The organism is Pararhodobacter sp. CCB-MM2 (assembly GCF_001691415.1).
GTDB lineage: Bacteria > Pseudomonadota > Alphaproteobacteria > Rhodobacterales > Rhodobacteraceae > Pararhodobacter.
The window spans coordinates 20,102-32,345 of sequence record NZ_LRRR01000032.1 but is presented as its reverse complement, the minus strand read 5'-3'; the positions used below and the strand labels follow the sequence as shown (position 1 = coordinate 32,345).

Annotated in this window: 10 protein-coding genes and 1 pseudogene; 5 read left to right on the top strand and 6 right to left on the bottom strand. The window is 65.6% G+C overall.

The genetic code is table 11. The features are described 5' to 3' along the window. Positions 1 to 123: 123 nt before the first annotated feature. Positions 124 to 1,017, bottom strand: coding sequence for a LysR family transcriptional regulator (locus BCY78_RS20695; protein ID WP_068305625.1), 894 nt, complete (start codon positions 1,015 to 1,017; stop codon positions 124 to 126). Between the two features lie 178 nt (positions 1,018 to 1,195). Between BCY78_RS20695 and BCY78_RS20690 the strand changes: the two genes are divergently transcribed. Together BCY78_RS20690 and BCY78_RS20685 are read left to right on the top strand one after the other, a co-directional pair. After that, the gene (locus tag BCY78_RS20690; protein ID WP_068305624.1) at positions 1,196 to 2,155 is read left to right on the top strand and encodes an alpha/beta hydrolase; all 960 of its coding nucleotides are present in this window, start codon (positions 1,196 to 1,198) and stop codon (positions 2,153 to 2,155) included. Positions 2,156 to 2,576: 421 nt separating this feature from the next. Beyond that, positions 2,577 to 3,053, top strand: coding sequence for a hypothetical protein (locus BCY78_RS20685; protein ID WP_068305622.1), 477 nt, complete (start codon positions 2,577 to 2,579; stop codon positions 3,051 to 3,053). Between the two features lie 113 nt (positions 3,054 to 3,166). Here BCY78_RS20685 and BCY78_RS24830 read toward each other — a convergent pair. From BCY78_RS24830 to BCY78_RS20665, 5 genes and pseudogenes are all read right to left on the bottom strand, one after another. After that, positions 3,167 to 4,187, bottom strand: a pseudogene (locus BCY78_RS24830) (IS5 family transposase). A 328-nt stretch (positions 4,188 to 4,515) separates the two neighbouring features. Beyond that, positions 4,516 to 5,304 (bottom strand): hypothetical protein, encoded by a 789-nt coding sequence (locus tag BCY78_RS20680; protein WP_068305621.1) that lies wholly within the window; start codon positions 5,302 to 5,304, stop codon positions 4,516 to 4,518. A 4-nt stretch (positions 5,305 to 5,308) separates the two neighbouring features. Further along, positions 5,309 to 5,947 (bottom strand): hypothetical protein, encoded by a 639-nt coding sequence (locus BCY78_RS20675; protein WP_068305619.1) that lies wholly within the window; start codon positions 5,945 to 5,947, stop codon positions 5,309 to 5,311. A 123-nt stretch (positions 5,948 to 6,070) separates the two neighbouring features. Then, a complete protein-coding gene (locus tag BCY78_RS20670; RefSeq protein ID WP_068305618.1) occupies positions 6,071 to 8,089 on the bottom strand; it encodes a bifunctional DedA family/phosphatase PAP2 family protein in 2,019 nt (672 codons plus the stop codon). Then, complete coding sequence (locus BCY78_RS20665; RefSeq protein WP_068305617.1) at positions 8,073 to 9,458, bottom strand: lysylphosphatidylglycerol synthase domain-containing protein; 1,386 nt, start codon at positions 9,456 to 9,458, stop codon at positions 8,073 to 8,075. Before BCY78_RS20665 ends, BCY78_RS20670 begins: the two co-directional genes overlap by 17 nt. Positions 9,459 to 9,659: 201 nt before the next feature. On the opposite strand from BCY78_RS20665, the gene BCY78_RS20660 reads away from it, so the two are divergent. The 3 genes from BCY78_RS20660 to BCY78_RS20650 all read left to right on the top strand — a co-directional run bounded on the left by BCY78_RS20660 (position 9,660) and on the right by BCY78_RS20650 (position 12,140). Continuing rightward, positions 9,660 to 10,034: a PepSY domain-containing protein gene (locus BCY78_RS20660; RefSeq protein ID WP_068305615.1), complete on the top strand. Its 375-nt coding sequence runs from the start codon at positions 9,660 to 9,662 to the stop codon at positions 10,032 to 10,034. Between the two features lie 79 nt (positions 10,035 to 10,113). After that, the gene (locus BCY78_RS20655; protein ID WP_068305614.1) at positions 10,114 to 10,785 is read left to right on the top strand and encodes a response regulator transcription factor; all 672 of its coding nucleotides are present in this window, start codon (positions 10,114 to 10,116) and stop codon (positions 10,783 to 10,785) included. Further along, positions 10,782 to 12,140, top strand: a complete 1,359-nt coding sequence (locus BCY78_RS20650; RefSeq protein ID WP_068305613.1) for a HAMP domain-containing sensor histidine kinase — start codon at positions 10,782 to 10,784, stop codon at positions 12,138 to 12,140. The genes BCY78_RS20655 and BCY78_RS20650 overlap by 4 nt, the downstream gene beginning before the upstream one ends. Positions 12,141 to 12,244: the final 104 nt, after the last annotated feature.

Below are 12,244 nucleotides of genomic sequence, written 5' to 3'. Positions count from 1 at the left end.
GCCGGGCATCGCCGTCGGCCCAGCGTCCTCCGGCGTGGAAGATGACTCAGTATTGAGCGTCGCTCAAATTCAATGCATCACTGAGATGTATTCAGGGAATCCATGAATTTGGGCTGATTTGGCTCACGCGCGATAGCGTAGTCTCTCGATCAGGATCCGCAGCGCCGAACTCATCTGGCGACGGCTGGAATAGCACAGGCTGTAGCCGTCAAAGGGCGGGCACCAATCCGCGAGGACCCGGCGCAATCGCCCGCTGTCGATCTCGGCCTGAACATCCGCCAGCAGGACATAGGCAATCCCGTAGCCCTCGCGCGCGGCCTGAACGCAGAGATCGCCGTCGTTGAACACGAAGGGTCCTTGGGCCTTGCGCACGAGGGTCTGGCCGTCCTTCTCGAATTCCCAGTCGTAGGGTTGGGTATCGGTTCCGAACCTCATGGCAATGCAGTCGTGCTGCGCGAGATCCGCCGGATGCTCGGGCTCGCCGCGCACCAGCAGATACGAGGGCGCAGCCACGGCGGCCATGGTCATCGGCGGGCTTACCGGAACGGCGATCAGGTCCGGGCTCACCGTTTCCGACAGGCGGATCGCCGCATCGAAACCGCCTTCGGCCAGATCGACGACGCGGCTGTTGGTGTTCACCTCGACCCGCACCTCCGGGTAATCGCGTACGAGCCCGGTGATCACCGGCCAGAGGAAGGACTTGGCGACCTCGCGCGAGGTGGTGAGGCGCACCAGCCCGCCCGGCGTGTCGGTGAAGGAGCGCAGCTCTTCGACGCGGGCCTCGATCTGGCCAAAGCCGGGGCGCAAGGCCGCCAGCAGCTTCTCGCCGCTATCCGTCGGCGACAGGCTGCGGGTGCTGCGGTTCAAGAGGCGGAACCCCAGCGATTCCTCGAGCCTGCGCACGGTATGGCTGACCGCCGATTGCGAGACCCCCAGCCGCAGGGCGGCCCGGGTGAAGGTGCCTTCCTCGATCACGGCGAGAAAGACCGAAAGGTCCGCCAGATCTTCGCGTTTCATGCAGCACCCCCGACAGGACAGCAATCCGGTTTCATGAGCTGCACTCATGAAGCCGATGAGAATTCCCAGAATACCAAAGCGCCGGCAGCATCTCTAGATCCCATTCATGATGCAGACGGGGTGATTGCCATCCCTTCGACCCGAAATGTCGCTGCGAACAGAGAACAGGATACAAACTATGACCCAGAGCTGGGACAAGACCTTCCCCCAAAGCGACCGCGTCGAACACGCGAAGGTCCGCTTCACCACCCGCTACGGCTTCACACTGGCGGGCGACCTCTACCTGCCCAAGGACCGCGGCGATGCACCCCTGCCGGCCATCGCCATCAGCGGCCCGTTCGGGGCGGTGAAGGAACAGGTATCGGGCCTCTATGCCCAGACGCTGGCCGAGCGCGGCTTCGCGACGCTGGCCTTCGACCCCTCCTTCACCGGCGAAAGCAGCGGCACGCCGCACAACACCGCCTCGCCGGATATCAACACCGAGGATTTCAGCGCCGCGGTCGACTTCCTCGGCACCCATGCGGCTGTGGACCGCGAGCAGATCGGTATCCTCGGGATCTGCGGCTGGGGTGGCATGGCGTTGAACGCAGCCGCCATCGACACGCGCATCAAGGCCGTCGCGACCAGCACGATGTATGACATGTCGCGCGTCATGGCGAAGGGCTATTTCGACAGCCTGACGCCGGATCAACGCCGGGCGACGCTCGATCAGCTGGCGGCCCAACGCTGGCGCGATGCCGAGGCTGGTGCCCCGGCCTATGGCCCGGTGTCGCTGGAGCTTCAGGGCGGCGAGCCGCAATTCGTGCAGGATTATGCGGCCTATTACAAATCGACCGACCGCGGTTTCCATCCCCGCGCGATCAACTCGAACGGCTCGTTCACGCTGACCAACGCGCTGTCCTTCATGAACATGCCGCTTCTGACCTACATCGCCGAGATCACGCCGCGCCCGGTGCTGCTGGTCCACGGCGAGAAGGCCCATTCGCGCTATTTCAGCGAAAACGCCTATGCCGCAGCCGCCGAGCCGAAGGAACTGGTGATTATCCCCGACGCCAGCCACACCGACCTCTACGATCAACTGGACAAAATCCCTTTCGACAAGATGGCGGGGTTCTTCAGCGAAAATCTCAAGGGCTGATCCATCGCTCGAAGGAGGTCCCGGTCCCCAAACTGTGGACTCAGGCGTGTCTGCGCGGGGGGCGACCAACGCGGCCAATGACGCCTGGGGTCGATTTACCCTTACGCTTCCACCTATGAAACGGCCAGGGCATGCCCTGGCCGTTTCAATGTCACGACGTCAGGACGAACCGCAACGGCAGGCGATCGAATGCGCGGGCAACCACTGCAATCCAGAAGCGTCGATTATGCGAGTATCAAAACTCAGTTTTATTACTATATATCAGTGCCTTAGAATCACTTGCAGCATCTGATTGCCTATGACATGGGCTCCCCGAACTTCGCCCAACTCACCGCAAACCCAACCTGCCCTTCTCACCAAAGCTCACGCCGCATGACTGCAGTCATGACGGCTGGCGGAGCCATGACGAAAGACCGCGTCGATGCCCCAAATTCGCTTCATCCTGAACGAACTGCCCGATCCAGACTTCGAGGAGATTGCCATCATCCAGCGTCTCAGATCGTTCTATTCGGATCTCCAAGAGAAGCGTCAGAGGCCAGACAAACTCTCCGAGGATGAGAAGGCCGACCACGAGGCGTTCTGGCTTCAACAACGGATCGAGGTCCCTGTTGCGCTCGACATCAGAATTCGGCGTTGGGCGACCAAGATCCGTCGTAACCACCTGAAGAAACTGACGCCAACCCGCCTTTCCGCAGAGGACCGGCTCTCGCTTCAAGGGTGCCAAAAGGGAGCCGATCTCATCAGCTTGGCATCGACCCACCACGCCGATGAGATCGCGGCGGCTCTGCATATGGATTTCCCATGGTTGTCCGAAGCGACCACCCATGTCTGGCACCGCTTGCGCCACAATGCAGCACGTGGCCATCTCGGCGCCCGTAAGCTTGCGCAAACCGTTTAGAGCAAGCCGACGCCTGCGACGCCACCGTCACGGTTCCTGTGAAAAGGGCGGTGGCCCTGGGCTCTGTTGCACAGATGAGGTGATGGCCGGGGTTCCCCTCTCCTCGGACAGACCTACCCCATGGCCTCTGTGACAGGGATGCTGAGCGCGGTGTCGCCGTTCAGAATGGCGATACAGACCTGAAGCTCGGCGACCTGTCGGTCGACGTCCCTTGCGATGAGGCGCTGCCCCAGAAATTTCGCGCAGTGCATCTTCGTCTCGACGCGGCTTCGGCGGTGGTATCCGCTCCATCATCGCCAGAGGGCACGACCGAGGTTTTTCGATGCCGGCGTGCTTCGTTTCGTGCGACCGCGCCGGCGGTGACTGTCTTCCACGGTCTGGCGTTCTTGCGGGGCGGAGCGAGGACGCGAACGCCATCGGTTGGAGAGCGTGTCCGAACGCGTGGGCGCCGCAGTCAGCGATGGCATCGTGGCCTTTGCGGGTGCCCTAGCCACCGCCGGCGGTGACGCTGCCGATCGGCTCGTGCGCCGGGATCTGTTTGAGCAGGTCGGGTCGCACCGGCACATCCATTGCCCGGCAGGCGCATGCTCAGCATGCTGCCGAGAGGGGCCGATGTGGCTCGCTGTGATCTCCATGGCCCGAACCTCCGGCGTTTCCTCATCAATCCCCAGATGGATCTTGCGCCAGACGCTCCGTTTCGGGGCGCCATGCTTGCGGGCGTGCCACTCGCCTTCGCCCTCGACCTTGATGCCAGTGCTGTAGATCGGCAAGTGCTGTGGCTCCTTGGAGCCGCGGTAGGGGATGTTCACAGCCAGGGTCTTCGGGCGGCGGGATGGTGCTGACGTCAGCCACCGTCCAGTCAAGGCCAACCGGCCGCAGCAGGCTCTCGACTACGCCGGTCGTCTGCCTGAGCGCCAGACCACATAGCACCGTCATCGAAAGGCACGCCTGAAGGACGACATCGCTGTAGGTCTGCTGGCGGCCAAGCCTGCCTGTCGGCGCGGCATCCCAGCTCAAGTCGGGCCAGCTCATCTCGGGGTCGAACCAGATCGTCAGCGAGCCCCGGCGCTTGAGCGCTTCATTGTCGGCTGGCCAGTTTCTGGTCCTGTAGATCGTGGGAGTCGGTCTGCTCAGGCATCCCAGCTACCGCACTAGAGCACTGAGATGAATCCCTTATAGAACTTGTGCAACAGAGCCCCTCAGGAGAAGTGAACCAGCAGCCAAGCCATCACTCAAGTGGAGTTTTTCAACACCATCGGCGGAAACCGGACATCTATCGCGGCCTCGACGAAAACGATGCAAACGTATTTCGTAACCACGTCTTTTGGTACAGTCCAGCAAACAGAAAAGCCTAGTCTGCCTTACACTGCTCAGCGTGAAGCCGGCGGCGTCCATGATGCCTTAGGCCGGCCCCTCGAACGGGCCGGCCATTTCTTTGCGACGCTTCAGTCCTCGTCAGGACTTATGTCGCCACGCGCCGGGGACTAAACGTCATGGCACCGACGGTCCCGGCGATGATGGCGAGGAAAACGAGGCTCGTCACCACGGTGCCCAGACCCAGACCGCCAAACTCGGCCGGTTGCGCGAGGAAATCCCCGAAGGAGGCGCCCAGCGGGCGGGTGAAGATGTAGCACAGCCAGAAGGCCCAGATCCCGTCGAGCCCCAGCGCGAAATATCCCAGCGCCAGCGACGCGATGATCAGCCCGAACAGCACGCCCGTGCCGGCAAAGCCGACGCTGAAGGCCTCCGAGATCAGGTCACCGGCGGCCGTGCCCAGCGCGAAGGTGAACAGGATCGCCAGCCAGTAGAAGGCCTCGCGGCGGAAGGTGTAGACCTCGTGGATCGACAGCGTGCGCTCGACGGCGAACCACAGGGCGAAGGTGCCGGCCAGCAGCGCCGAGAAGCCCAGCGTCGAATACAAAAGCGGGATGCCGAGGGCGTCGGTCATGTTATCGGTGATCAACGTGCCCACGACCGAGATCAGCACCACGTTCAGCCAGTAGACCATCGGCACATAGGCCTGCTGGCGGAATTGCCAGAGCATCGTCGCAACCAGGATCGCGGACATCAGCACCGTCGTCGCCCCCAGTCCCAGCCCGAGGTTCACGGCAAGGAAGTCGGCGGCGGTCTCGCCCATGGTCACGGCGGTGAGCTTGATCAGCCAGAAGCCGGGCGTCACCTCGGGCACGCGGTTCACGGCGCCGTCCAGCAAGGGGCGTTCAGGGAAATCGGCAAGGGATGCGTCGGTCATGGTCTTATCCTCTCAGCAGAGCCAGGGCCTGCGCGGCGAAGGCATCGGAATGGGCGTCATCGTCGGCGTTGCAGCGTTCCAGCGCGCGGGCCTGAAGGTCGGTCACATTGGCGGGGGCGGTGAGGCCGGCAAGCTCGGTCCTGAGCTGGCCGATCAGCGTCTCACAGGGCAGCGCGCGGCCATTGGCGTCGGTCACCGCGATGCCCGAGACCATCTGCACGACGCCGCCTTGCGCCATGTCTTGCGCGGGATTCGCCAAGGCCTCCTGCAACGCCGTGAGGGTCGCGGTGACGCGGGTGGCATCCGGCGTCCGGGCCCGCAGCGCCGCGAAGGCATCGTCCGCCGCGCCGTCGATCGTGCCCCAGGCATTGGCATCCATGGCGCGCAGGGCGCTGGCGTTCTGGTCCCAGAGAGCCTCGAGATCGGTGATCCGGGTTTCGGCGGCGGTCAGATCGCCCGTAGCGGCGATGGTCTGGGTGTCGGTGACGATGGTCTGATAGGCACTCATGTCGCCGAGCGGGGCGGCATTGGCAGTGGCGGCAGCGGGCGCCGGCGCGATCCAGGCTTCGGCGAGGGCAAAGCCCCCGGCCGGGACGGCAATCAGCGCCAGCGACAGCGCGAGGTTTCTGAGGGGCGATGTCATCGGGGTCTTCCTGTTCCTACTGTCATCGGGGCCGTTGCGGCCTCATGTGCAGGGCTATGACAGGAAGATTCCGGATCGGTCTGGCAGGGTTCTTACAAGCGTGTAAGAACCCCGCTTTCCGGCTCAGCGGGTGGCGATGGTCACCGGCGTCAGGGTGATATCGCCCAGCGTGATCGGGGCGTTCGCGGTCCCGTTCGCATCGAGCGCTTGCAGCAGTTCCGCCTGAGACCCGTCCACCGCTTGCGGGACTCCGGGCTCGGGCGTGGCGTCAGGGCCCACGCTGGCCATGAACAGCCGCAGACCCTCGGTGGTGACGAACTCGGTGCGCCAGAACCTTGCGTGGGCCGAGGGGTCAGAGGGCGCGGCGAGGGTCAGCGTCGGCGTCATCCCACGCCAGAAATGCGGGGCGATCTCGACCGTGGGATCGGCATCGGCCTCGACGGCGGCGTTCAACGCACCGATCAAGGCGCGCGGTCCCTGCAGCCCGGTCACGACCCAACCCTGCGCGGTGAGGGCGGATTCGATGCCGGCGGCATCCGGGGCGAGAAGGGCGATGCTCATGGGCCGGACCTCGGTGCCCAGAAGCGAGAGGGTCCGAAGGTCGGTGCCCGGCGTGGACAGAGCCGTCTCGACGCTGGTGATCTGCTGATCGGCGAGCGTCTCCACGGGGGCGTTGCGGGGCGGGGCGTATTGGCTGACCTCGAAGGCGGCGAGCAGCAGCAGCGCGGTGACAAGCCCCTGCCCCGCCCAAATGCGCCACCCGAGGACGGGCCCCTGCGGCGCTGGCTGGCGGTCGATCAGCCATTCGGTGACGGCAATCGCGCTGACCAGCGCCAAGGCCCCGACCAGCCAGCCGCTGAACACGTCGCTGGCGTAATGCTCGATCAGGTAGATGCGGCTGCCACCGATGGACAACGCCATCAGCCCGGCCCCCAGAAGCGCGGTCTCGGCCCGGATCTTACCCGCGCGCCACAGCACGTAGAACATCATGCCGAAGGCCCCGATGGAGCTGCCGGCATGACCCGACGGGAAACTGTTCGATGTTTCAGCGAAATAGCCCAAGGGCGAGCGCGGACGCTGGAACACCAGCTTCAGCGCGGCAATAGCGGCGGCGCTGCTGGCGACCGAGACCGCAAGTCCGATGGCCAGCGCCTTCTGGCGGCGCAGCAGCAGCCAGACCAGCAGCGCGGCGGTCAGCGGCACGACGACATGCTTGCCGCCGATGGCCGAAAGCAGGGTCGCGACGCGTAGGGGCACGGGCGATTGCAGCGTATGGATCCATTGCGCGAGGCGGGCGTCGATCTGCAGAACGGGATCGCCGGCGACGAAATCGATCACCGTGTCCAGCCAGACGACGCCGATATAGACGAAGATCAGCGACAGCAGGGTCAGCGGCAGGCCGGTGAACTGGTGGCGATTGAGCCGGACCTCGACCCAGCGGGTGGTGCGAGGATGGGCCGCGATCAGCCGAGCGACCGGGGGCATCGCCGCAAGGGCTCGACCGGCGACGCCGAGGATCACCAGCGCCAGCGGCAAGAGTTTCAGCGCCGCGTAGAGCAGGAGCCACAGCACCGCCAGAACCGCCGCCGCGATGCCGGCCACCAGCGCGCTATGGCCCAGCGAGCGGCCCAGCCAACTGGCCGCATCGCCCATGACATAGCCGAAGGCGACATGCCCCAGCGCATAGGGCACGCTGCCGATCACGTTCCAGATCAGGAACCGCCGACGCTCCATCCCCGACATCGCGGCAGCGAGCGGCACCAGACCCGCGACCGGCCCGAGGAACCGCCCCATCACCAGCGCCAGGCCGCCGCGCCTTTCGAACAGCGCCTGCGCGCGGCGGAAGACGGCGGAACCTTCGATCTTCTGGCGGCCGGGGATGCGGTACAGGGCCAACCGCCCGGTCCAATAGCTCAGCTCGGAGCCGAGGATCGAGCCGATGGCGACGAACCAGCAAAGGTCAAAGAAATCCATCAACCCCTGCTGGACCAGAAGCCCGCCCGCATCGACGACCAGCGTGCCGGGAATGACGACGCCGGTAAGGAAAAAGGCCTCGAGCGCCGAGGCGAGCCCGATCAGCCAATAGCCGAGGACGCCAAGCGCCTGAAGCGAGGGCAGGATCTGGTCAATCGAGGGGAACATCGGTGGCCTTTCCACGGCTGGCGGGTTGATCGAAGGCGCTGCGGAAGGGCAGCAGAAGCAGCGCGCCGAGGCCGAGGAACAGGGCGTTCTCGACATCGAAGCCATCGACCAGCGCAAGGCCCGAGCCCCAGAGCAACAGGCCGACGCTGGCGAGGAAGGCCGCGCGCAACCGGCGTACCAGCCCGAAGGACAGGGCGATCAGCGCAAGGCCCGTCAGGCCCGAGGTCAGCGCACCGCCCTCGGACAGGATCATCCCCGCGAGGTCGCCCTCGGCCAGCGCGTCCGAGCGCAGGGCGGGGATCAGCGAGACGAGCCCCAGATAGAGGCCGAAGCCGCAGGCGACGGCGGCCACCAGCGCGGGGGCCAGCCCGTGCAGCGCAGACAGCGCGGGTTGCATCGGCTCGGGCGCGCGAGGGAGCAGGCGGCGGGCGATGCGGCTGATCGCGCGGGCCTCGGTCAAGGCGACGAGGACGAAGCCCAGGATGAAGGGCACGAGGTAATAGATCAGCCGGAACAGCAACAGCGCCGCCGCCGCATCGCTGACCGCGACCGAGGCGGGCATGACGCCCAGCACCACGGTCTCGAACACGCCGACGCCGCCCGGCACATGGCTGAGGACGCCAATCATGATCGCGGCGGAATAGACCGCGAGGAAGGTCGCGAAATCGGGCTTGCCAGCCGGCAGCAGGATCCACAGCGCGAAAGAGGCCATGGCGATGTCGATCAGCGTGACGACGACCTGCCCGGCCAGATCGCGCGGCGGGGGCATGTGCAGGGTCACGCGGAACAGCCGCAGATTGCTCTGCCGGATCGAGGCCGTGAGGATCGCGCCCAGCGACAGCAGCAACAGCCCGCCGGCCACCATCCGTACCGTCTCGGGCGCATAGGGGAGGTAGGCGGCGATGGCATGCGGATGGATCGCCAGAGCGGCCAGCCCTACCAAGGTGAGCCCGGTGCCGAGCGCGACGGCGACATAGGCCGACACCGCCGCGACCTCGATCCCGGTGAGGCCCATCGCGGAATAGAGCCGGTAGCGCACCGCACCGCCCGAAATGGCGCTGACGCCGATGGTGTTGCCAAAGGCAAAGGCGAGGAAGCCTCCGAGCGCGATCACCCCGCCCGGAAGGCGCCGCCGGATGAAGCGCAGCCCGTACCAGTCGTAGCAGACCAGCGCCGCATAGCCGATGGCGGTCGCGCCCAGTGCCAGCGCCAGCGTGGACAGCGGCATGGCCTTGATCTGCGCCATGATGTCGGCGGGATTGACCGGGCGCAGCAGATGCACCAGCGCATAGATCCCCATCGCGAACAGCACGCCCGCCAGAACGATCGGGCCGTAGCGTTTGAGGGCGAAGAGGATCGGTCTTGGCACGGGGCACTCCTGACAGAGGGCATAAGCAGGGCGAACGGGCTTTCGGGGGGCTCGATACCGCAGTCCGGGCGGAGGACAAAACCGTTTCCGCCCGGAAATCCGCTTCTTACGGATTTGTAAGACCCTCCCAAGACGATCCGGGAAGCCGTTCCCCATTTCTGTTTGGCGGGCAACGGGCCTGTCACCAGAAAGGAAAGACCGATGACCAAGACCAAGATGATCCTGATCCCCGCCGCGCTGATCGCCTCGCTTCCGCTGGCCGCGATGGCCGCCGAACGCCTCAGCCCGGCCGAGGTCACGCAGTTCCAAAGCGCCGCCGTCAGCCTTGATCAGGCCGGCGCCACCGCGCTGCAGGACCACCCCGGCGCGCTGGCCTCGGTGACCTATGGCGACGAGGACGGCCGGATGGGCTATGAAGTGGTCGTGATCGGCGCCGATGGCCAGCCCTGGACGGTGCTGGTGGATGCGCAGACCGGCGATGTCTTCGCCTCGGCCGCCTCTTCGGCTATGAATGATCACGAAGATCAGGCCCATGGGCAGGACGATCACGAGGATGGCGAGGAAGACGACGACTGATCCGACACCTGAACGATCCTCGAACAGCCTCGGCCCCCTCGCGGGCCGGGGCTCAATGCCGAAAGAGCGACGCTGAGACATGAAGATCCTGCTGGCCGAAGACGACCACGACACCGCCGAGTACATCGTCAAGGGATTGACCGGCGAGGGCCATGTCGTCGATGCGCTCGACAACGGGCGCGAGGCGCTGACGCAGGCGATGAGCGGCAGCTATGATCTGGTGATCCTCGACCGGATGCTGCCGGGGCTGGACGGGTTGTCGATCCTCAAGGCTCTGCGCGCGGCGAAGATCGGCACGCCGGTGATCCTGCTGACGGCGATGGGCAGCGTCGATGACCGGGTGGCCGGGCTGCGCGCTGGAGCCGATGACTACATGGTCAAGCCCTTCGCCTTCGTCGAACTCCTCGCCCGGATCGATACCCTGCGCCGGCGCCCGGCGCTGAAGGATGAGGTGCTGGAACTGGTGGTCGGCGATCTGCGGCTGGACCTTCTCACCCGCGACGTCACGCGCGAGGGGCAGCGCATTGACCTGCAGCCGCGCGAATTCCTGCTGCTCAAGCATTTCATGGAGCGCCCCGGCCGGGTGCAGACCCGAACGGTCCTGCTGGAAGCGGTCTGGGGCTTGCATTTCGACCCCAAGACCAGCGTCGTCGAGACCCATATCAGCCGCTTGCGGACCAAGATCGACAAGCCCTTCGAGCGCCAGCACCTGCAGACCCTGCACGGCGTCGGCTACGTGCTGCAGCCATGAGCGCGCCGATCTCCTGGTCCATGCGCTTCGCCCTGGCGCTGTCGGCGGTCTTCGCCATCGGCGCGCTGTCGGCGGGCGGGTTGTCCTATGTCTTCCTGTCGCATGAGATGGCCCAACGCCTCGCCGCCGATACCCGCGCCAGTGCCGAAAGCCTCGGCCGGATCGCCGCAGCGGGCGACCGCACCGACCTGATAGAACAGATCGACGCCCATGTCGTCTCGAACACCGACCATGCGAGCCTTTACGCCTTTTTCGATGCCCAGACGGGTGAGCGGCTCGGTTCTTTGATGGTCAGTGCGCCGTTCGAGGGCGCACGGCGGTTGATTATGGGCGAGGATCTGCCCTCGATGCCCGAGCATGCCGACATGGCCGACGCCTATCAGGCTTACGGGGTCCGCACCGACCTCGGCTGGGTGATCGCCGCGCGCGACGAAGCCTGGGTCGCCGAGAGCGGCGAGATCCTGATCCAGACGACGGCATGGGCCCTCGCCTTCGCGTTGGCACTGTCCGTCGCGCTGGCCTTCGTCGTGGCCCGGCGCAATGAGCGGCGGATCGCCGCGATGGAGGCGGTGCTGGACCGTGTCGGCGCCGGCCGTCTGGACGAGCGGATCGCCGATCACGGCCGGGATGATCTGGCGCGGCTGGGGCTGCGGATCGATCGGATGCTCGGCCGGCTGGAAGCGGGTGTGGCGGCGATCACGCAGGTCTCGACCGACGTCGCCCATGACCTGCGCGCGCCGCTCTCTCGGCTGCGGATCCGGCTGGAGCCCTTGGCGCTGGACGCCGATCTGCCGGAACAGGCCCGGCACGAGGCCGGTTCAGCGCTCGAGGAGATCGACGCGATCTCGGGGATCTTCGACGCGATCCTCCGCCTGTCGCGGCTGCAATCAGGCAGCGTCGAGTTGCGTCGGGATGTGGTTGATCTGACGCGCCTCGCTCAGGATGTTGTCGAGCTTTTGTCCCCTGTGGCCGAGGATGCTGGGCACCGCCTCACCCTCATTGCGCCTCCGTCGAGTATGTCCCTGATCGGCGATGCCGACCTGCTGATGCAGGCGGTGGTGAACCTTGTCGACAACGCTTTGCGCCATTGCCCCGCCCCTGCCGAGATCACCGTGGCCATCGGCGGAACCGAAGGGCAGGCGCGGATCACCGTCAGCGACAACGGCCCCGGCATCCCGGCGCCCGAACGCCAGCGGGTGCTAGAGCGCTTCGTGCGCCTCGATACCAGCCGCAGCGTCGTCGGATCAGGATTGGGCCTGAGCCTCGTCGCCGCCATCGCCGAGCGGCACGGCATGGAGCTCGCGCTGGAAGACAACGCCCCAGGGCTTCGGGTTTCGCTTGTCCAGTCCGCATAAGCCATAAGGATCTCAACGTCGTGAGTTGTTCGTGCCTTCTTTACCTAAGGTTCGCTTTCGGTCGAAATTTCGGTTCCAGAGCCTCATGACTCTATGGAAGAACT

What these genes read in the sequence shown, in the direction of transcription:
- BCY78_RS20695 (WP_068305625.1), bottom strand. Translation starts at nt 1,017, where the DNA reads ATGAAACGCGAAGATCTGGCGGACCTTTCGGTCTTTCTCGCCGTGATC.
- BCY78_RS20690 (WP_068305624.1), top strand. Translation starts at nt 1,196, where the DNA reads ATGACCCAGAGCTGGGACAAGACCTTCCCCCAAAGCGACCGCGTCGAA.
- BCY78_RS20685 (WP_068305622.1), top strand. Translation starts at nt 2,577, where the DNA reads ATGCCCCAAATTCGCTTCATCCTGAACGAACTGCCCGATCCAGACTTC.
- BCY78_RS20680 (WP_068305621.1), bottom strand. Translation starts at nt 5,304, where the DNA reads ATGACCGACGCATCCCTTGCCGATTTCCCTGAACGCCCCTTGCTGGAC.
- BCY78_RS20675 (WP_068305619.1), bottom strand. Translation starts at nt 5,947, where the DNA reads ATGACATCGCCCCTCAGAAACCTCGCGCTGTCGCTGGCGCTGATTGCC.
- BCY78_RS20670 (WP_068305618.1), bottom strand. Translation starts at nt 8,089, where the DNA reads ATGTTCCCCTCGATTGACCAGATCCTGCCCTCGCTTCAGGCGCTTGGC.
- BCY78_RS20660 (WP_068305615.1), top strand. Translation starts at nt 9,660, where the DNA reads ATGACCAAGACCAAGATGATCCTGATCCCCGCCGCGCTGATCGCCTCG.
- BCY78_RS20655 (WP_068305614.1), top strand. Translation starts at nt 10,114, where the DNA reads ATGAAGATCCTGCTGGCCGAAGACGACCACGACACCGCCGAGTACATC.
- BCY78_RS20650 (WP_068305613.1), top strand. Translation starts at nt 10,782, where the DNA reads ATGAGCGCGCCGATCTCCTGGTCCATGCGCTTCGCCCTGGCGCTGTCG.